The organism is Thermofilaceae archaeon (assembly GCA_038731975.1).
Taxonomy (GTDB): domain Archaea; phylum Thermoproteota; class Thermoprotei; order Thermofilales; family Thermofilaceae; genus JANXEW01.
The window spans coordinates 43298-62860 of sequence record JAVYQJ010000009.1 but is presented as its reverse complement, the minus strand read 5'-3'; the positions used below and the strand labels follow the sequence as shown (position 1 = coordinate 62860).

Here is a 19563-nt window from a genome sequence, read left to right as displayed (position 1 = left end):
TTAAGTAGAGCCCTTCTTCGGGCAAGCGAACGCTGATGTTGCCGCTATAGCCCCAGTTCAACCCCGCACTTTCCATGAACCTGAAGGCTTCAATCACCTTTTCCCTAAGCTCCCGATACTTCACGAGTCAGCCGTTAAACGCCGGTATAAAAGTCAAGCCAGCTCACGTAAGCGGATTTATAGCACTTGAGAGATCGCTATAGAGCTTGCTCAACGAGTATTTTCCTTTGCATGGAATATTGCTGGAAAAGCAAAGCTAGATAAGCACCTCCGCATCGAGGCCTTGGAGCGCATGGGGAAGGTTCGAGTTGGCGTTGTAGGGTTGGGGAACCAGGGGCTACTGCACCTCGAAGCGTTAAGGCATGTACCAGAAGCGGAAATCGTAGCAGTGGCGGACGTTGATAGACAGAAGGCCAAGCTTGTAGCCTCCGAGCAAGGCGTGCCCGAGTTCTACGGCAGTGCAGAGGAGTTATGCGAAAGATCCGGGGTGGATGCGGTAGTTGTAGCAACGCCTGACCACCTCCATTTTGAACCTGTGATGGCGGCTCTGAGAGCAGGTAAGCACGTGCTGGTGGAGAAGCCGATGGCTACGAGCCTCGCTGAGGCACAAGCGATGGCTGACGAAGCTAGAAGGAGGGGTGTACTTCTGCTGGTGAACTTCGAGAACCGGTTCAACCCCCCGTTCGTATACGTGAAGGAGCTGCTGCAACGGGGCGAGCTCGGGTCCCCAATTCACGCGTACATCAGGCTGAGCGACACTCTGTACGTGCCGAGGAGGATGTTGAGCTGGGCTTCGAAGACCAGCGTCGCCTTCTTCCTCATGAGCCACACAGTCGATTTAGCGCGCTGGTACTTCAACCAGCCCGTGAGGGAAGTGTACGCAACGTCGGTGACCAAGCTGCTCAGCGATCTGGGGACACCCGATGCCTTCGCTGCTATCCTGAAGTTCGACGAAGGTTTCGCCGTGCTTGAGAGCAGCTGGGTGCTCCCCGAAAGCTCCCCCTCGATTTTCGACTTCAAGCTGGAGCTCGTCTGCACGAGGGGGGCAGTCCACGTTGATACCGAGAGGGAGTCGATCAGCGTGGCAAGCACCAGCTACACGTACCCTCACCTCGCCAAGCTGAGGAAGTCTCACGGCGTTGCAAGCGGCTTCCTCGTAGAGGCCGATCGCCACTTCATCTCCTGTGTTCTCGGCCGCTCGGAGCCCGCCATCACGGTCGAGGACGGCGTGGATAACGTTAAGATACTCGAGGCGATCATCGAGTCAGGCAAGAGGGGGCAGCCCGTAAGGCTATGACGCTGGAGGACGTCGTCCTGGCCGTTCTAGTCAAAAGGGGTGTGCTCAGGGTGCGGAAGCTCAGCCAGCAAGAGATCGACGAGGTAGCTAAGATTGAGCAGAAGTACTCCGCGAGTAGGTCGCACTGGGGTAGGCCGGTCAACGTCGGCGTCCTTGAGTGCCTCGGCAAGAGGCACGTTTTTGCGGCTCTAACGCGACCCGACTTCCAGTGGCCTGCAGGCCCCTACGCCGTACTCAAGGTAGGTGAGCGGAAAGTCGGCGTGATCGATGAAAGGGGGGTTTTAATCGACCGAGCCTCGCTCGCGGAAGCTAGGGGGGAGCACACAGTGCTTCTCCTACCACTCAAGCTACCAGAGCTGGACGAGATCGCAGAGTCGTGCGTCGCAGCTTCGCCCTCGCCGCCGACCCACGCGTTCCTGCTCTCGCTGTTCAACTCCAGCTGCGGGGGCTGTGGAACCCTCCTCGTCGGGTTTGACGCCCTGAGGGCGGATTGCGAGCCCAAAAGCTTTAAAAGAAGCGTCTAAAGTATAGAGAGCGTAATTAGCTTTGTAGTGGTTAGTATGGAAACGCGAGAGGTAACTAGGAGGGTTCAGCTGATAGGCAGGTCGACGTACGTCGTTTCGCTCCCCAAGAACTGGGCGAAACGCGTTGGCATAGGTAGGGGGTCGCCGGTCACCATTGTTCTTGAGCCCGACGGCTCGCTCCGCTTAGTGCCGCCACCCCTTCAGGAGGGAAAGAGGCCGGAGTGCAAAATGGTAATCCGAGACGGGGAGAGCGAAGGGACGATTATCCGCGAGATAATGTCTCGCTACCTGGTCGGCTACAAGGTGATCAGAGTCGAGCTACCCCCCGATGGGAAGAGGTTCAAGGACGTCATAAAGAGGGTCATTTCAAACAAGATGATCGGAGTGGAGCTGCTGGAGGATGGGGAGCACAGCATCGTACTGCAAGTGCTGGTCAACGTTGAGGAGCTCCCCGTCAACCTCGTCATCCAGAGGATGGGGCAGGTAGGGGCCGGGATGATCGACGATTCCATGGAGGGCCTCTTCGCTCGAAACATAACCCTCCTTGAGGACGTCATATCAAGGGACGATTTCATCGATAAGCTGTACCTCTACCTGCTCCGCCAGTTGAACGCGGGCGTCAGAGGCTTCGTGGGGATCGAGGAGATCGGCTTGAAGAGTCTCGAGGAGATAATCGAGTACGCGGTGGTCGGGAAGAGCGTGGAGCGCTGCGCGGATCACGCGGAGAAGATCGCTAGGAACGCGAAGTCGCTGGTAACAGCGGGCGTTTCGATCAGCGGCTTAGAGAGGGAGCTCGAGTCGATGACAAAGCTCGCGAAGGAAATCTTCCAAAACTCGATACGTTGCTTCCTCAATAGGGAGAGGGAGAAGGCCCTAAGCTTGCTAGACGAGTACCCACCCCGACTGGCGGCAGCCGAACAGGGGTTCATCGAGAGGATTCTCGAGGAGCCCTGCGATGCGAGGAGGCACATGGTCATCAGGCTGATCGCGGACAGCTTGAGGAGAATCTGCGACTACTCGATGGATGTCCTCGAGGCAACCATCGACCTATCCCTCGAGTAAAACGTTAAGCAGATAATCGCAGGAGATTCATTCTCCTGTGGCAAGCCCACTGAAGTGCCCCGAGTGCGGAGCCCTGTTCTACAGCAGGGAGGACTTCGAAGCGCACTTTGATGCATGGCATAAGCCGACCGGGCCCTACTATCTCATGTGCCCGAAGTGCGGCAAGAAGCTGGAAAGCAAAGCTGCTCTGGAAGAGCATTTGCGGAAGCACCCCGAAGAGGAGGAAAGTGGGGAGAGCTACTACCAGTTTGAGTGGGAAGAGGAGGAGGAAGAGTACGAGGAAGAGGAGTAAAATACGCGAGCGGTACAATAGTCACAGGAAGTAGATGTCGCGTGCGCAGCAATCTGAAAGGACTCATCGATGCCATACGTGCCCGCACTAACTTGAAGGCCCCTTACGAGTCTGCAGCCTTATCTGGCGGCACGTGGCTATCAGAGATCCCGAAAAGGATAGGCAGATCCCTGCGGGATACGGGAGTTCCCGGTGTGGTGCGGTACGATGGATTCATTGAGGGGTTTCACATCTACTCGGTCTTCTGCAGGCTTGACCATCGGGCCGCCGTCCTCCGCCTCGCGTACCGCATCGAAAAAACGGGAGAAGTGAAGCTGGCGGCAGTGATTACCGAGTACCACTAGGCTTTGGCCATTCTGAAGCGCCCTAGCCCGTAGAAGCCGCGCCCCCAGTTGTGGAGAGGTAAGTCCACCCGCGAGGCGTCCCAGCCCTTCCTCTCGTCGAAAACGCTCTCGTCCGCCCTGGCGGAGAGAACCTCGCCAACGTAGAAGACGACGTCCTCCGCTTGAACTCTAGTGTAGATCCTGCACTCGACAACCCCCACCGCCCCTTCCGCAACAGGGGCTTGCACTTTCTCACCCCTCACAGCCTTGATCTGCTTCGTCTTGTCCTCTTCGCGTCCGCTCCTGCTGCCAGCGTAGTAGATGAGGTCGACCTTATCCATAGGCAGCACGTTGATGGTGAACTCGCCATACGCATCGATCAGCTCGCGCGTGTAGCTGTCCGCACCTATCGCGACTCCCACAAGGGGGGGCTCCTCGGCGATCGGCGTAACCCATGACGCAGCCATGAAGTTCACTCGCTCGCCCAAGCGACCGCTGCCAATCAGGTAAGCCGGCCTCGGGTGGAGGAGCAGGTAAAACCTTTTTACTTCCTTCATTGTGTTGCAGTAAGCCGGGAAGCTTAATACCCTTTCGTCACGGGCACTGCTCAAGCCGTCAAAGCTCTCACGCGCCACCCACACCTCCAATAGCCTCCCCTCCCTCACAACGATCAGCATGCCGCCACTGAAGAGGCCGAGACAAATACCAAGCGGGCCAATCTAACCTCACCAGCGCTCTACCGGCAGCGCTGGAAGACAGTTGAAGCCACCTGAGTTGCGGCATCCCACCTCCACTACACGACAAGCGAGGAAACAAAGGGAACAATCGTCTATCAACGGCTCTAGACCTTTAACTCGAATCCGCAACCTCAACCAGCCTTGAGCAGACTCGTAACGGAGGGCTTTTGCTGAGCCTGCTGCGGCTAGATGCTCGGATGAGAAGCTTTAAGTCCGGAGGGGGCAGCTACTAGAATGGGAGGGGTCGACAACTCCCACTCAACAGTAGAGGTGGGGAACTAGTGCTGAAAGCTCGCAGCTTGTCGATCCTTGGAGTGCCTTGAAAGGTTCAGGTTTACACAAGTAATAAAGCTTTTTGTGTTTTACTTTCGGATGTGTGGAAGCTCGGTAAGCCTGATCTGCTTCCGCTTACTCTCGTTTTAGCGTCTGTAGCTGCTACCGCTCTCGCGCTACTCGCGCTTAAAGCATCACCGGGCTTCTACATTGAGCTCCGCTTGTACTCGCACACCGATGAAACCGGTTTGCTGGCTCACAGGGGTGTGGTTTGGTGCTTATTCATCGACGCGGTTGCGCCAGCATCGATGGGCGGTGACACGGTAAAGCTGCTCTACTCCTGCTACAGGGGTAGGGGTGCTGCATACATCAGCCACCAGCAGCTGCAGAGGATTGCGGAAGGCTGGGTCAACCTGGTGGAGAGTAGGGGTGGAGACCCGGAAACCCTCACGACGGCTTTGATTGTTCGAGCCTACGTTGGCAACGCGTCCAACGGCCAACTCCTCTACCACGGTACCGCAACAATCGAGTACAAGCCGAGCGAACTACTCAAGCCGAAGGCGTACAGGTACATCCTACACTTGTGGAGGGGTGAGCCAGTGCCACTCGTAAACCGCGAAACCCTCCACCTGCAACCGGAGCTAGCGGAGAGAATCGACCCTCAGCAGGCTGATGGTTCTGCCGGTGTTGAACCCCTTTACACTAGCTGGTACGAGTACCACGTTAGAGCGGTTGTAAGAGTGGAAAACCTAACCTCCACTCTACCGGCCAGCTACTTCCGAAACGCCAGCGGCGTAACCTACATCAAGATACCCATCCTCATCCTCAACAACCCATCCAGCCAAGCACCACAGCTCGTTGCCGTGATCGGCTTCGCGTTAAGCTTTAACAGCAATTTCCGCTTAGTCTGGGCTTCGGGCCAAATCTTCAATAGGATCAGCGATGGGCTTCTCCCACCCGTGGACTTCAACGTTGCAGGCTCAACCCTGGGTAGCCATGCTTACGTCCCCTTCAGTGACGGAGCTAGCGTATGCCCGCCACGGGCGTCTTGGATCTTCGTTTGGGGTAGGTTTTCTATAAGTTTTGGTGAATTGTTCTATTGTAGTTTGACTCCTGGTGGTGGGAGGGTTTGCCAGAAGGTTGAAGATCGGGTTGAAGCCATTGTTGCAGATGTTCTTACGGTTGGGAGGACTGTTCGGATTACAGATGTTCTTACGGTTGGGGGCGTTGTTCAGGGTGGTCGCGAGTTCGGGTTGTTGCACGACAGTATCATGGACTGGTTCTACGGGGGGACTCGGTGGAGGAGGGTTTTGACGAGCTTCCCGCCGCTGGATGATGGAAGGCTCGACGTTGACGAGAACCTGGTTCTTAGCACTAGTACTCTCTACCCAGTTCTTGTACCCTGTGATGCTACGATTCTCCAGGTGCCTGTCGGCGCGTTCATATCGGTGGTGGCCGATGCTGTACTCCCGAGGTTGTCGATACCGCTGGCCGAATCCGCAATCGATGCCTTCTGCAGCTTCGTCGGAGGCCTCGGCGTACCCATTGTAGGAGGAGCCGTAGCAGGTATCACAAACCAAGGCGGGATGGTTTGTGGCACGGATTCGTCTGTTGAAGTTTACGTTAGGGAGAGTCTTCTCTACTACAGGTTTGCCAGCGGTTGCACTTTGAGAGCGCCTCTCGGCCTCTTCGTTGAAGCAAGACCCTAACCGGGAAACCTTCTCGTGTCAGCCGGCCCCCGGTGCCCCAGTCCAGTGCTCCACCCTATGTTGCGTGTTGGAGGCATTTTTTGTACAGTTTCTGAATAGTGTCGCGTTTGCAAGCGTGCAAGCCTGCGCACGCGTGATCCCTTTGGAGTAAAGTTTGGAGTAAAGGCTATAATCGTGGCTATAATCGTGAATAGGGGAGGAGATCCATGCTTAAACCCTCAAAACACGTTTTGGCGACTAGGCCTTACCACATTCTGGCGAAACCGGGGGATGTGGCTGAAAGGGTTCTAGCTGTTGGGGATCCGGGTCGGGCTGAGCTGATTGCCCGGGAGCTGCTGGTTGACGCGAAGGCTGTGAACCTTCACCGGGGTTACAACACGTACACGGGCTTCTTTGAAGGGGTTCGCGTGACTGTGGCAACGCACGGGATCGGTGGCCCTTCAGCCGCGATCGCCGTTGAGGAGCTCAAAATGTTGGGGGCTAGGCTGATCGTGAGGCTCGGCACCTGCGGCGGCCTAACCGATAAGGTGAGGGTTGGCGACGCCGTTGTAGCGCTGGGAGCGCTCTACCAGCCAGGCGGCACTCCCGGCATGTACGCTCCCAACGTCTGCTACCCGGCGGTTGCGGACCCGGAGGTGGTTTTAGAGCTCGAGAAAGAGCTCCGGGAGGAGGGCTTCAACGTGCACAGGGGTGTTGTGGCTTCGAGCGACGCCTTCCATGCAGAAGAGGCGAACCTCGAGCCTTGGAGAGCTCTCGGCGCGATCGCTGTGGAGATGGAGTGCGCGACCATATTCACAGTTGCCAGGTTACGCGGGTTGAGGACTGGAGCAGCACTGCTCGTGATCGATAATCTAGCCACAGGCGAGTTCATGGAGGCAAACGTTGAGGCTCGGCAGAGGCTCGAACTCAGGGCTGCTAGGGGGGCTCTGAGATCCATCGTCAAGTTGGGTGCTTAGCGTGCACCTGAACGTTTCACGGGTCCTGGGCAGGGTGTTCGGGCTTGGCTTCCTCCTCTTTGTTGCTTGGGCTTCGTTCGTCAGCCACCTCTTCGGCTCGCTACAAGCCGATTGGGCAACGTTTCTCGCAGCTATATTAGCCTCCGTTGTACTGCACGAGCTATTGCACGCAGTCGCCGCTCTCCTCTTAGGGGCTCGCGGAATCTCGATTGGAGTGTGGAGGAGGGGTGCGCTACCCCTAGGGCTTTACGTTAGCATCCGCAGTGAACTACCGCTCGCGAAGTGGCTAGTGGTGGCTCTCACCCCCCTGCTTTTCTCCTGGGTAGTTTTGCTGCTCGCCCAGCCATTCGAATGGATTAGGGGGCTTTTAATCTGGCTAAGCCTAGTGAACACGGTGGGTTCTGCCGGCGACCTAACCCTAGCGATCATTGCTGCGGGTACTGGTCGTCACGCGAGGGTGAGGGATGTGGGCGAGGCCATCGAAATCGTGGGGGGAGAACCTTCTCGCCTCTCGTGGGCGTTCCTCAACGCTTCTGCGACCCTCGGTTACGCCCTGCTGTGCTCTTTTCTCGTTTTTCAGATCCTTATCGCGATAGCGATGATGTCTGGAGGGTCCATCGAGCTGATGGGGATTGAGCTGGTCGAAGTTGTACGGGAGGGAAATGGAGTGACGGCTCAGACGACGAGCAGTTACGCTCTGATCTCACTCCTATCCGGGTTGGTTGCCGCAGCAGCTGTAGCATTTTGGAGCCTGAAGGTGGGGCAATCCACTTATACGGCAGCCTCGCGCAATAACACGTGAAGGTTGGTTTAAACCTCTGGACGTTGATCGGCTTCGGTTACGCCCAGAGACCAGATCTGGCTGAAGCTGTGAGGACGGCGAAGGAGATTGGCTACGATGGGGCTGAAGTGGTATACGATGACAGCCTTCTACACCCTCGGGACATCTCAAAGGAGGAGAGGAGAAAGATTAGGGAGGTGGGTCTCGAGATACCCAGCGTTGCAACTGGGGTCTTTTGGAAGTACAACCTAGGCTCTCCAAGCGAGGCCGAGCGTAAGGCGGCTCTCGAGTTCGTCAGGCTCGGCCTGGAGCTCGCGAGGGATCTGGATGCTAAGGTTCTCCTCGTCGTACCGGCAGTCGCTAGACCCGAGGTGCCCTACGAAGTGACTTACGATTACGCTAAGCTCTCGCTCAGGGAGGCCGCAAAGATCGCGGAAGAGCTGGGAGTCACATGCGGGGTGGAGAACGTATGGAACCGCTTCCTCTACAGCCCACTCGAGTTCAGAAGGTTCTTGGACGAGATCGACTCTGACTACGTGAAGGCCTACCTAGACGTTGGGAACCTCGTTGCCTTCGGCTACCACGAGCACTGGATCAAACTGCTGAGGGGGAGGATAGCCATGGTCCACGTGAAGGACTTTGACGTAAACGTGGGCAACATAAGGGGCTTCCGCCACGTGGGTATGGGCAGCATTGACTGGCCGAAGGTGATAAAACTGCTGAAGGAAGTTGGGGGTTACGACGGCTACCTCAACGTCGAATGCCCACCCGAATTCTACCCAGACCTGGAGAAGCCCAAGTACCCCGAGGATGGCATTCGAGCGGCGAAAGACAACCTAGCTGCTCTGAGAAGGATCCTAAGCAGGTAGCGCGGCTCAGTGGTACTTCCGCTCATCAAGAGTCAGAAGGCGCTTTTTCTTCACAGCCACGAGAAACATCAGGAGACCATTAATCAATCTTTCTTCCCTTCCGGGCGTCACTCTCATGTTTTAAATGTTTAAATCATTATAACAATACATATTTGCGACGTCGATAACCATGCTCGCGTGGTAAAACGAGGGGTGGCCTTTACAACAGCCTTAGTTAGCTTGAACGCAGCTCTCTACGCTTGCGGAGCCTATGCTACAGCGTACATACAGAGCCCGTGGGGGATGGGGCAGTTCAGGCCTGCGATCGTAATACCATCCGTTTTCGCCGTGCTCTTTGGCCCTTGGGTTGGCGGCGTAGGTGCAGCTTTAGGCACCCTGGTTGCCGACTCCATAAAGCATGGAACGCTGTACCTCCCGAGCTTGATCGCTGCTGTACCTTCCAATTTTGCTGCCTTCTTCCTTCTGGGCAAGCTCCTAGAGGGGAGATTCCGCTGGCCCAGGTTTATCACCGCTTCGCTACTCTGTCTCCTACTCGGTAACGCGCTCTGTGCGGTGCTGTACACCTCGTATAAAGCTGCTATAGGTGCTCTACCCGTGCAGATGATCCCCGGGCTATCTGTAGGATTGACTACCTGGTGGTTTTCTACGATGATCCCCTTCCAGCTGCTAGCCGTCCCACCCATTCTCCGCGGGCTTGTGATAGCCCTCCCCCACTTAACCCCTCCTGATGTCAGGAAAGAATGCACTGAGGGTGTAACACCTAAGAGAGAGCTGGTGCTCGCTCTGCTTCTGGCGAGCATACCCGCGCTGGTGGTCGCCGTTAGCGTCGCCGTGTCAGAGGGGGTAGCAGACTTCTTCGTGGGAGCTCTTCCGGCACGTGTGCAAGGCCTTGTAAGGTCTCTCATCGTAGTAATGTTCGCGGCAACGGGCGTCGGCCTACTGGGCGCCAGTGTTTTCGTCGCCTCCGGCAGGAAGTAACGGTTCCGTTAGCATTTTTTACCTGTGCGGAGACATCACCAAGTGGGTGAGTCTGTAAGAACGTATAGGCCGGGTGACGAGGACTCCATAGCCGCCCTCTTGCGGGAATGCTTCGATACCTACAGAAACTACGGCATTGACGGGAGCAAGTGGTTGGAGCTGGCGAAGCTTAACGAAGGGTTCAGGCCGGAGGGGGCCTACTTACTTGAAGAGGAGGGATCGCTGGTTTCGCATATCCAGGTGGTGGAGAAACGCTTGCGAACAGCTGCTGGCCCGCAGAGCACGGCAGGGATTGCTAATGTCGCTACGCACCCGAGCCGTAGAGGGCGTGGGTATGCGACGAGGCTCCTCGAGAAGGCGATGAAGGACTATGCGGCTAAAGGCTTTCCGCTGACCGCCCTCTTCACCGGCTTCGCTAGCGGGCCTCAGAGGATCTACAGGCGGCTCGGCTATGTGGACGTCTGTGTGGATACATACGCGGTCGCACCCCTCAGCGACGCGAAGACGGCTGCGAGACGCGTGCCGTGGATTGAAGTATGCGAGGGGGAGGAGAGGGATGTGGAGAAGCTTGCTAGACTGTACGAGGAGAGAGGCGATCGCCACACCGGTTGGCCCACGAGGACGCGTCAAGAGTGGGTGGAAAAGCTCGTCAAGCGCACAGCCTACCACGGCTTCTTCTACGTTGAGAGGAGCCGGGGTAACTTCCTCGTGGCAAGGGAAGGGGGCGAGGTACTGGGTCATGTTGCCACGTTTAAGGCGCCGTGGGAGGAAGAGACACTCACTATCCTTGAGATTATGAGCGCTCCAGGCAGATTTGACGCTCTTCAGGCCCTCTACACCGCAGCTATTGAAAGAGCTTCAGAACTGGGCGCCCGGGTTGTGAGAGCCTCTATACCTATGGTAGGGAGCTACGCGAAGATCTTCCGGAACTTTCAGCGGAGTGGTGGTGGAGGTGTTTTCATGACCGAGGTTCTGAACCTACGCGCGCTACTCTCAACAGTGAAGGTGGTTGGGTGGATCGACGAACCTCTTACGCTGAAGCTCCTCTACAGGAGCCAGCAAGCTACGGTGAAGGTCGGTCACGAGGGGCTTGAGCTTGTCGAGGGGGGTGCTGAAGCGGAAATGGAGCTCGATCCGACGATGTTCAACCGCATGCTCTTCGGCTTCGCTTCCCTCAGCGAAGTTCTCCTAAGCTCTCGAGTCAGCAGTTCGGTACCGCTTAGGAGGATTCGAGAAGCATTAAAAGCTATTTTTAAACCTAAACCATTCCATATATGGATTATCGATCACTGGTGAAAAGCAGGAAAAATTTGAAATTAGAAAAATTCATTCAGAGTTTTTAGCGGAGGGGGAGTTTGACTGGTGCGCCCCTGCGGTGGGACTCGTAGGCGGCTAACGCCACCTCGAGGGCTTTGTAGCCATCGTACCCGGACGCTCTCACAGGTCGATCCTCCAGCACCGCGCGAACGAAGTCCTTGATCATGTTGTAGTCAGCATCGGGGCCGAAGTAGTGCCAGACGAGCGGTTTCCCGTCAATCACGAGGTTTATGCAGGGCCTGAAGGCATCCACGACGATGAAGCCTTCTGTGCCGTAGATTGCCAGGTACACGTCGCCCCAGATCGGCCAACCCTCGTGCCTAGACCAGCTGCAATCAATGCTCCCTAGAACTCCGCTCCTGAACTTGAGCGAGATTAAGGCGCAGTCCTCCGACCTTAACTGCGGCCTGATGTTCTTACCGATCACTGCGAAGACTTCGTCCACTTCATCTCTCGTGTACCAGCGCATCAGGTCCGCCGTATGGACCGTGTGATCCATCACTGCTCCTCCGCCAGCCAGTTTAGGATCATCGAACCAAAGGCCGGGGAACTTCCCGTGGTTCGTCGTCGTTATGGCCAGTATCCTACCGATAGCGCCCTCGTCGAGCATCCTCTTCACAGCTACGGTTGCATCGTGGTACCTCATCACGAAAGCCTGCTGCAGCTTCACCCCAGCCTTCTCAGCCGCCTTGATCATCCTCTCGGCATCTTCCAGCGTGGTTGCCAGCGGCTTCTCAACTATGATGTGCTTGCCAGCTTCCGCGCTTGCTACAGCCAACTCAGCGTGCCTCGCGTTCTCCGACGCGATGATTACAGCATCGATATCGCTACGCTTTAGCAGCTGCTGGTAATCGCTGTACAGGTCCCTCACGCCGTAGGCCTCGGCCGCCCTCTTTAGCCTCTCCGGATCATCGTCGTAGATCGCGACAAGCTCAGCCTCCTCGAGGCTCTTCAGCACTCTAGCGTAGCTCCAGGCGTGAATGTGAGCGAAGGAGAGGATGGCAAACCTGAGCTTCCTCATAGTACCTCACCCTCTAAGGGTAATTTAACTGGTGCGCCCTCGTCAACCGATTTGACAGCGGCAAGTACTACCTCGAGAGTCTTCCTAGCCTCTTCGCCGGGAACGGCGGGCTCTAGGTCCTTCACTACGCACTCGTAAAAGTGTTTGATCTCCTTATCGTAGGCATCATCCTCGAACGGCGTGAACGCAACTGATGTCCCTCCCGGCCTGTAAACCCTCAGTGCCGCCGGGGATTGATTGTCGACTACCAGCATGCCCCTTGTCCCCACGATTTCGAGGTACGTAGTGAAGGGGAAACCGGGCGGCTGAATCCATGAGCCTTCAACGTAGGCTATCGCGCCGTTCTTGAACCTGAGTATAGCGTGCGTGTAGTCGTGCGACGTGGAATCGGGAGTCCTCAGCGTGCCCCCTCTAGCGAAAACCTCCTCTACGTCACCTAAAGCCCAGCGTAGGAAGTCTACGTCGTGAATGCTCATGTCAACAAACACGCCGCCGCTGAGCCTTCGATCCTTGTGCCACAGCGCCCACTCCGGGAAGGGTGAGAGCCTGTACGCCCTTGCAATCCTGGGCTCTCCCAGATCCCCGCTTTCAACGAGGCGCTTAGCTTCCACGTACTCGGGCCAGAGCCGGAGGCAGTGAGCCACCATGAACTTCACGCCAGAGCTCTTAGCAGCCCTGATCATCTCGTCAGCGTCGCGTAAGCGTAGCGCTATCGGCTTTTCAACTAGTACATGCTTCCCGCTCTTTGCTGACGCGATCGCGATCTCCGCGTGAGTATAGGTTGGGGTGCAGATATCGACTATATCCACATCCTTGCTCTCGAGCACCTTCGTGTAGTCGGTGTAGCGGCGCGGTACCTTATAGTCCTCCGCTGCCTTCTTGGCTCTACCCTCGATTATATCGACGACGGCGAGTACATCAGCACCTTCAACCTTCCGCCAAGCTCTGAGGTGGACGTTCCCAATAAAGCCGCAGCCGATAACGGCTACGCCAAGCTTCCCCATCGGTGTTACGCAACGATTAGAGGTAAAAATGGTTATCCGCATTAGGACTTGGATGAGCTACAGGGAGTTGCTGGAGGTCAACGTTCCAGAGCTGGAAAGGCGCTTCAAGGCGAGAGAAGCAGCCGTTGAGAGCAGAGTATCCCTGCCCTTCGCGCTGAGGTTAGACGGTGTCGGCTTTGGAAAGTCCCTCGCGGGCTTCGAAGAGCCGCGCGACCACCGGGTCCATAAAGCGCTCGTTGAGGGTGCAGTCAAGCTTTTAACGCGCTTTTCGGCGAGCGGAGCTTACGTGATCAGCGACGAGGTGAACCTTCTGCTCCTCGGCCCATCGGTCCCCTACGCGGGGAGGGTTGAGAAGCTTGTCAGCATCTCCGCCTCCATCCTCTCGGCTTCAGTCTCACTGGCGCTAGGGCGCAGCTTGATCTTCGATTCCAGGGTCGTGCCCCTGGAAGGGATCGATGACGCGAAAAGGTACGTGCTTTACAGAGCTAGAGTGGGCTTCAACAACTATGTTGGCTCAACCCTTCGGAAGCTTGGAGTTAGAGTTGCGGAAAGGACAAGTCTGCCACGGCAGATAGAAGAGATCGAGAAAGCCGGAGTGAGGCTAAGCGAGAAGCCCCTCTGGGAGTGGGGGGGTTCCTGCGTCTTCTGGAGGATTATGGAGGGTAAGCGGAACCCTTGCATTGAGGATGGCCCCTGGAGGCTCCTGGAAGAAGTCGAACGCTACAGGGCGCCTGAGCTCGATCAACGTAAGAGTTAAAGGAGCTGCTAAGTGGGGGGTTTCGGCGGTGTCGATTGCTCGCGCGATCAAACCTAGGGCAAACAAGGAGAGGGTCGAGTTCCTCAAGCGTATAGAGGAAAAGTGGCAGAGCCGGTGGCGTGAAGCCAGGATCTTCGAGCCGGAGCCCATTGAGGGGAAGCCGAAGTTCTTCATCACGTTCCCCTATCCTTACGTCAACGCTTACCCTCACCTCGGCAGCGCCTTCACGGTGCTCCGCAACGACGTTATGGCCAGGTACAAGAGGATGAAGGGGTTCAACGTACTCTTCCCCCAGGGTTGGCATGCGACCGGTAGCCCAATCGTGGCTGCCGCTCTCAGGGTGAGGGAGGGTGATCCCAGGCAGATAGAGATTTTAAGGCTCATGGGGATCCCAGACGAGGAGATCCCGAAGTTCTCCGAGCCCGAGTACTGGGTACGGTTCTTCTGCAAGGAGTGGAAGAAGGACTTCCAGCGCTTCGGGCTCTCGATCGATTGGAGGAGAGAGTTCCATACCACCTACCTGAACCCGCCATACAGCAAATTCATCCAGTGGCAGTACAAGAAGCTCCTAGACAAGGGGCTTCTGGTTAAGGGTACCCACCCTGTCGTGTGGTGCCCGAAGGAGAAGAAGGTGGTTGGCGATCACGATCGCCCCGACGAGTACGCAGGGATCGGGCCGGAGGAGGTTGCCATCATCAAGTATAGGGGCGAGGACGGCCTGACCTACCCCTGCCTGACGTACAGGCCTGAAACGGTCTACGGCGCTGTGAACATATGGGTGCACCCCGACTACGACTACACCCTGGCTGAAGTGGATGGTGAGCTGTGGGTTATTGGCGGATACGGCGTTGACGAGCTGAGAGACCAGGGGCACAGCGTCAGGATCGTGGGTAAAGTGAGCGGTAGGGAGCTGGTGGGGCGCTGGGCTATCAACCCGGTAACCGGCTGGCGCATTCCCGTTCTTCCCGCCACTTTCGTCGAACCCGAGCAAGGGACGGGTATCGTCATGTCGGTCCCCGCTCACGCCCCGTACGATTACGCAGCGCTGATGGATCTGAAAAGAGGGCTTGCTGAAAAGTACGGTGTGGATAGGAATCTAGTCGAGCGGATCAAGCCAGTACCGATCATAAGGCTGGAGGGCTACGGCGATGTGCCAGCGGAGACCGTCGTTCAACGGCTGGGTGTCAAGAGCCAGCATGATGGGGAGCTGCTCGACGAAGCGACGCGCGAGATATACACGAAGGAGTACTACAACGGAGTTCTGACCGAGGTCTTCGGCAAGTGGGCTGGAAAGACAGTGGCACAGGCAAAGGAGGAAGTGCTTAACGATCTGGTCGAGAGGGGCATCGCCTTGAGGCACTTCACGTTACCGAGACCCGTCTTTTGCAGGTGTGGGTCGAGAACCCACGTTAAGATCGTTGAGGATCAGTGGTTCCTGAAGTATAGCGATCCCGAGTGGAAAATGCTGGCTCACAAGTGCGTGGATTCTATGAGGTTCCTGCCCGAGGGCATCAGAGAGTACTTCCACAGGCAGATCGACTGGTACAATGACTGGGCCTGCACGCACAAGGGGGAGCTCGGAACGCCCCTGCCGTGGGACCCCGAGTGGGTTCTCGAGTCGCTGAGTGACTCCACCATCTACATGGCTTACTATGTGCTGGCTAAGTACCTCCAGCACCCGGAGCAGTACGGTTTGAGCTGGGAGCGACTCGATGATAGCTTCTTCGACTACGTGCTACTGGGCATAGGGGACCCGAGGGGGGTAGCAGCAAAGCTGGGCGTAAGCGTCGAGCTCGTAGAGCAGATACGTAGGGAGTTCCTCTACTGGTACCCCGTTGACATGCGGATCTCAGGTAAGGATCTAATGCCGAACCACCTGGTCTTCTTCATTATGCACCACGTCGCCATCTTCCCGCCGGAGCACTGGCCCAGAGGCATCGGGGTCAACGGTTGGGTCAACGTTGCCGGAGAGAAAATGTCGAAGTCCAAGGGGAACTTCATCCTCCTCCGCGAGGCGCTCGAGTGGTGGGGCGCCGATGCGACAAGATTCGCTGAAGCCTACGCGGGGAACTCCGGCCTAGACGATGCGAACTTCGAGCCGGAGGTAGCCGATAGGGCGGTCGACCTGCTGGTCGAATGGTACGAGTTCGCAGTGAAGAACTACGGTTTGGGAAGGGATGAGTGGCTGCCGATCGATGAGTGGTTCGAAAGCGTGCTGCACCGCACATTGATGAAGGTGGAGGAGGCGATGGAACGGGGCGATTTCAAGGATGCGTTGGTGGAGGGCTTCTTCAACCTGCAGAACCACTTCAGATGGTACTTGAGAAGGTGTGGGGAGCCAAACAGGGAGCTGCTGAAGCGTTTCATCGAGTACCAGACGCTGATCCTAGCGCCCATCGTCCCCCACATCTGCGAGGAAATCTGGGAGAAGCTTGGGAAGCCTGGGTTCGTAAGCCTCGCACCCTGGCCGAGCGCTGACGCTTCTCGAGTAAAGCCTGAAGCAGAGGCTGCGGAAGAGGAGGTTCGAAGAGTGCTCGAGGATATCAAGGAAATCCTAGGCTTGATCAGAGAAGCCCCCAAAGCCGTTGAGATAATCGTGGCAGCACCCTGGAAGCACGCGTTCGCCCGGAAAGTAGGCGAGCGCGTCGCGGCTGGCGCAAGCGTAAAGGACGCCATCCGCAGCGCGATGGGTGAGCTCGACCCTCAGAGGCGGAGGCAGGCTTCGAAACTCGCCGAAGCTTACTTCAAGAACCCATCCCTGATTCAGTGGGCATTACCTTACGAGCTCGAACTGCGAGCTCTGAAGAGCGCAGCAGAGTTCTACCAGAGAGAGCTTGGCGTTCAAGTTAAGGTGTACTCCGAGGAGGAAGCCTCGCCTCGAGAGAAAGTACCACTTCCGGGAAGACCAGCTATTATTGTTGTAACCTAACGAACGCGAATCGCTGTTTCGCGCTACAGAGGATTGAGGGCTCTGTTTACGGATCCACACTACGGCCCAACGGGCGGGCTAACTCGTCCCCTTTCCCGGCTTTTCAGATGAGGATAGCTGAGGATGGGTTTTTGCGACCTTCAAGCACTTCCCTGTAGCACGCGGGATCCAAGCTCGATACTGGGGGTGTGTCCGCTAGGGGTTGGTTTCGACCCGCTCGTTAACGATGTTTGCAGCTGATCGAAGACTCGGCAAACTCTGTTGGGATGAAGGGTGGTTGCGCCGGCAAGCGTGACCCAGCTGAGGAGCTCACCCACTTTACGGATGAAACATCGTTTGGGCCTCCTAGTGGGGCAAGCTTTAATCCTCGATCAGTTCCCCCGGTGCGTGGTGCGAAAGAGAACGAGAGTGTACCTCAAGCTCATGAGGGTTGAGCAATGGTACAAGAACGGGTTAGTGATGGTGCCGGCCGTATTCGCGCTAAAGCTAGTCGACCCCAGCGTTTATCCGCCGCTGGCTCTGGGCTTCGTATCGCTATCTCTTGCTTCAAGCTCTATCTACATCTTCAACGACATTAGGGACATCGAGTCGGACAAGCTGCATCCCCGGAAGAGGAACAGGCCCCTACCGTCGGGCCAGGTATCTACGAGGGAGGCCGCCTCTCTAAGCGCCTTCCTGTCTACGGCCTCTCTAGCGCTCTCGCTGACTCTCAACCCGCTTTTCGCGCTGCTTGTCGCGCTGTTTATCTGCCTCTCGCTGCTCTACAGCTTGCTCTTGAAAAGGGTTGAGGTGGTCGATGTTACGGCGATAGCGGTGAACTACCTTATCCGCGTAGTTTCGGGAGCCGTCCTCATTGGAGTTGAAGCATCCCCCTGGCTTGTTTCGGGCTTCTTCTTCCTAGCGCTCTTCCTGGCGCTTAGCAAGCGGAAGGCAGAGCTTACAATCGCAGGTTCCTCTGCGAGAAGCGTGCTTAAAGCATACAGCGAGAAGTGGTTGGATCAAGCTTTGAGTATGGCTGCAGCCATGACGATAGTGACGTACGCCATATACTGCGCAGAAGTACCCCTGGGGAGAAGACTTGTGCCCACCATACCAGTTATGGCCTTCTTCCTGCTCAGATACACGTTGGCGATGGAGAAAGGGGCAGGCGAGCACCCTCACGAGGTAATCCTCAACGATAAGCCGACACTCATCGCAGCTGCTGCCCTCGTAATTTCAGTGCTCATCCTCGCATACCTCCCCCTCACTCTTTAAAAGGAGGAGCCGCCCTCTCTATTGTGCTCCGCGAACTTGCGGAGCTACCGTTTCTACCAAGCCCGGACTCGGTAATCAGGACAGCGTTGACACTCGCGGAGCTGAAGCCGGGCGAGCTTATCGTGGATCTTGGCTGCGGTGATGGAAGGGTGCTGATAATAGCGGTGAAAGAGTTCGGCGCGCAAGCTGTAGGCGTGGAGCTCAACCCGCTTCTCGTGAGGCTGGCGTTGAGGGAAGTCCGCCTAGCCGGAGTTTACGGTTTCGCTTCAATCATTCACAGCGACCTTTTCAGCTTCAACGTCGAACCCTTCGACGTCGTCTACTGCTACCCCTCGCCCAGCGTTACGAGACGTCTTGAGCTAAAGCTCATCTCTGAATGTAAGAAGGGATGCCGTATCATCCTGCACGACCACCCCCTACCGAGCGTTAAACCTATCGTCTCAGTCACGCTACCTTCGGGTAGCGTTCATTTACACAAGCTGTACTTGTACGTAGCCGGAAGCTCCTGGACCCCTTCCGGATCTACAAGGGGGGCGCTGGTTAGGGGAAAAGGTTAAGCAGTTAGATGGAAAGGGCCCGACGTGCGTAACAGCTCGTATGACGAAGGAACCTTCATGGACGCGCACGGGACGAAGATTTTCTACAGGGTTTGGCGTGCGCGTCGCACTAAGGGCGTTATCGCGCTGTTTCACGCCCTGGGTTTACACTCTGGGAGGTACACATGGTTTTGTGAGGAGTTGGCTTCTAGGGGCTTCAGCTGCTACGCCGTCGACCTGTACGGGTACGGACTTTCTGAGGGCCCTCGCGGGGGGAACTTGAAGGGTGTGCTAACTTCGGGGGAGAGATTCTTGCAGCTGGTTGCGACAAAGTGTAAATCCTCTAGCCTGATTACAGTGGGGCACGGTAGCGGGGTTTTAGTGGCGCATTATTCGGCGACCGCAGCGGGGTTAAGCCCCTCCCTTCTAGCTGTAGAACCACTACATGAGATTGTGGCGCACCTGCACAGTATCGCGCGCCTTAAACTTCTTTCACTGTTCAACTTGTGCGTTAAGGTACTCCCTCAACCGCTGTATGATGTGGAACACAGCGATTCTCTGCTTGAGGCGGAGGAGGATAACCTGGTTATAAACTGTGTGCCGGCCAAGCTTGTGCTCCAGCTCATCGGAATGCTCAAGAATCGCTTCACCTCGAGCTGTAGCGTAATCGTGTTTGGAAACGGTTGGGATGAGCGCAGCATCGGCGTTATCAGGGAAATGTACCCGTGCGGAAAAGAGCTGTATTTTAACCCGCAACGCGACAAGTTTCCATTCGACGAAGCCCTAGAACTTTTAGTAAAAAGAGGGGGCCACCGAACTGCATAGAGGACGTCGGAGGGGGTCCTTAACGATTCGGTGGCCCCCTTGACATCGGCTTCAGAGACGCTTATGAGGCTTTGCTCTGTAGAGGGCGCGTTTTTATGCCCGTGATAAGTCCCCCAAGT

At 56.6% G+C, this 19563-nt stretch carries 19 protein-coding genes; 16 read left to right on the top strand and 3 right to left on the bottom strand.

Features of this window, described 5'->3' with window-relative positions:
- Positions 1-292 precede the first annotated feature (292 nt).
- The 5 genes from QXF46_05735 to QXF46_05715 are packed head-to-tail and all read left to right on the top strand — an operon-like array spanning position 293 to position 3519.
- Positions 293-1297, top strand: a complete 1005-nt coding sequence (locus tag QXF46_05735; protein MEM0226358.1) for a Gfo/Idh/MocA family oxidoreductase — start codon at positions 293-295, stop codon at positions 1295-1297.
- Positions 1294-1821 carry a hypothetical protein gene (locus QXF46_05730; GenBank protein ID MEM0226357.1) on the top strand — a complete coding sequence of 176 codons (528 nt, stop codon included), beginning with the start codon at positions 1294-1296 and terminating at the stop codon, positions 1819-1821. Before QXF46_05735 ends, QXF46_05730 begins: the two co-directional genes overlap by 4 nt.
- 36 nt (positions 1822-1857) lie before the next feature.
- Complete coding sequence (locus QXF46_05725; protein ID MEM0226356.1) at positions 1858-2883, top strand: phosphate uptake regulator PhoU; 1026 nt, start codon at positions 1858-1860, stop codon at positions 2881-2883.
- Positions 2884-2920: 37 nt separating this feature from the next.
- The gene (locus tag QXF46_05720; protein MEM0226355.1) at positions 2921-3175 is read left to right on the top strand and encodes a C2H2-type zinc finger protein; all 255 of its coding nucleotides are present in this window, start codon (positions 2921-2923) and stop codon (positions 3173-3175) included.
- 41 nt (positions 3176-3216) lie between these two features.
- Positions 3217-3519, top strand: a complete 303-nt coding sequence (locus QXF46_05715) for a hypothetical protein (protein ID MEM0226354.1) — start codon at positions 3217-3219, stop codon at positions 3517-3519.
- Here QXF46_05715 and QXF46_05710 read toward each other — a convergent pair.
- A complete protein-coding gene (locus QXF46_05710) occupies positions 3516-4175 on the bottom strand; it encodes a flavin reductase family protein (GenBank protein ID MEM0226353.1) in 660 nt (219 codons plus the stop codon). The genes QXF46_05715 and QXF46_05710 overlap by 4 nt on opposite strands.
- 434 nt (positions 4176-4609) lie before the next feature.
- Here QXF46_05710 and QXF46_05705 point away from each other — a divergent pair, with 434 nt between their 5' ends.
- The 6 genes from QXF46_05705 to QXF46_05680 all read left to right on the top strand — a co-directional run bounded on the left by QXF46_05705 (position 4610) and on the right by QXF46_05680 (position 11097).
- Positions 4610-6217 carry a hypothetical protein gene (locus QXF46_05705; protein ID MEM0226352.1) on the top strand — a complete coding sequence of 536 codons (1608 nt, stop codon included), beginning with the start codon at positions 4610-4612 and terminating at the stop codon, positions 6215-6217.
- Between the two features lie 206 nt (positions 6218-6423).
- A complete protein-coding gene (locus QXF46_05700; GenBank protein ID MEM0226351.1) occupies positions 6424-7173 on the top strand; it encodes a purine-nucleoside phosphorylase in 750 nt (249 codons plus the stop codon).
- A gap of 1 nt (position 7174) precedes the next feature.
- A complete protein-coding gene (locus QXF46_05695) occupies positions 7175-7975 on the top strand; it encodes a metalloprotease family protein (GenBank protein ID MEM0226350.1) in 801 nt (266 codons plus the stop codon).
- Entirely contained in the window at positions 7972-8823 is an 852-nt protein-coding gene (locus tag QXF46_05690) for a sugar phosphate isomerase/epimerase family protein (GenBank protein MEM0226349.1), read from the top strand. The genes QXF46_05695 and QXF46_05690 overlap by 4 nt, the downstream gene beginning before the upstream one ends.
- Positions 8824-9000: 177 nt before the next feature.
- Entirely contained in the window at positions 9001-9801 is an 801-nt protein-coding gene (locus tag QXF46_05685; protein ID MEM0226348.1) for a hypothetical protein, read from the top strand.
- Positions 9802-9843: 42 nt separating this feature from the next.
- Entirely contained in the window at positions 9844-11097 is a 1254-nt protein-coding gene (locus QXF46_05680; GenBank protein MEM0226347.1) for a GNAT family N-acetyltransferase, read from the top strand.
- Between the two features lie 43 nt (positions 11098-11140).
- Here the strand turns inward: QXF46_05680 and QXF46_05675 are convergent, their stop codons facing one another.
- Both QXF46_05675 and QXF46_05670 read right to left on the bottom strand, forming a co-directional pair.
- Entirely contained in the window at positions 11141-12139 is a 999-nt protein-coding gene (locus QXF46_05675) for a Gfo/Idh/MocA family oxidoreductase (GenBank protein MEM0226346.1), read from the bottom strand.
- Positions 12136-13143 (bottom strand): Gfo/Idh/MocA family oxidoreductase, encoded by a 1008-nt coding sequence (locus QXF46_05670; protein MEM0226345.1) that lies wholly within the window; start codon positions 13141-13143, stop codon positions 12136-12138. The genes QXF46_05675 and QXF46_05670 overlap by 4 nt, the downstream gene beginning before the upstream one ends.
- 52 nt (positions 13144-13195) lie before the next feature.
- Between QXF46_05670 and QXF46_05665 the strand changes: the two genes are divergently transcribed.
- The 5 genes from QXF46_05665 to QXF46_05645 all read left to right on the top strand — a co-directional run bounded on the left by QXF46_05665 (position 13196) and on the right by QXF46_05645 (position 19444).
- Positions 13196-13900: a tRNA(His) guanylyltransferase Thg1 family protein gene (locus QXF46_05665; GenBank protein MEM0226344.1), complete on the top strand. Its 705-nt coding sequence runs from the start codon at positions 13196-13198 to the stop codon at positions 13898-13900.
- A gap of 28 nt (positions 13901-13928) precedes the next feature.
- On the top strand, positions 13929-16829 hold the full coding sequence (leuS, locus tag QXF46_05660) for a leucine--tRNA ligase (protein MEM0226343.1): 2901 nt from the start codon (positions 13929-13931) through the stop codon (positions 16827-16829).
- 387 nt (positions 16830-17216) lie between these two features.
- Positions 17217-18083 (top strand): UbiA prenyltransferase family protein, encoded by an 867-nt coding sequence (locus QXF46_05655; protein MEM0226342.1) that lies wholly within the window; start codon positions 17217-17219, stop codon positions 18081-18083.
- 23 nt (positions 18084-18106) lie between these two features.
- A complete protein-coding gene (locus QXF46_05650) occupies positions 18107-18640 on the top strand; it encodes a class I SAM-dependent methyltransferase (GenBank protein MEM0226341.1) in 534 nt (177 codons plus the stop codon).
- A 24-nt stretch (positions 18641-18664) separates the two neighbouring features.
- On the top strand, positions 18665-19444 hold the full coding sequence (locus tag QXF46_05645) for an alpha/beta hydrolase (GenBank protein ID MEM0226340.1): 780 nt from the start codon (positions 18665-18667) through the stop codon (positions 19442-19444).
- The last annotated feature ends 119 nt before the right edge of the window (positions 19445-19563 follow it).

What these genes read in the sequence shown, in the direction of transcription:
- QXF46_05730 (MEM0226357.1), top strand. Translation starts at nt 1,294, where the DNA reads ATGACGCTGGAGGACGTCGTCCTGGCCGTTCTAGTCAAAAGGGGTGTG.
- QXF46_05725 (MEM0226356.1), top strand. Translation starts at nt 1,858, where the DNA reads ATGGAAACGCGAGAGGTAACTAGGAGGGTTCAGCTGATAGGCAGGTCG.
- QXF46_05710 (MEM0226353.1), bottom strand. Translation starts at nt 4,175, where the DNA reads ATGCTGATCGTTGTGAGGGAGGGGAGGCTATTGGAGGTGTGGGTGGCG.
- QXF46_05670 (MEM0226345.1), bottom strand. Translation starts at nt 13,143, where the DNA reads ATGGGGAAGCTTGGCGTAGCCGTTATCGGCTGCGGCTTTATTGGGAAC.
- QXF46_05675 (MEM0226346.1), bottom strand. Translation starts at nt 12,139, where the DNA reads ATGAGGAAGCTCAGGTTTGCCATCCTCTCCTTCGCTCACATTCACGCC.
- QXF46_05700 (MEM0226351.1), top strand. Translation starts at nt 6,424, where the DNA reads ATGCTTAAACCCTCAAAACACGTTTTGGCGACTAGGCCTTACCACATT.
- QXF46_05665 (MEM0226344.1), top strand. Translation starts at nt 13,196, where the DNA reads ATGAGCTACAGGGAGTTGCTGGAGGTCAACGTTCCAGAGCTGGAAAGG.
- QXF46_05735 (MEM0226358.1), top strand. Translation starts at nt 293, where the DNA reads ATGGGGAAGGTTCGAGTTGGCGTTGTAGGGTTGGGGAACCAGGGGCTA.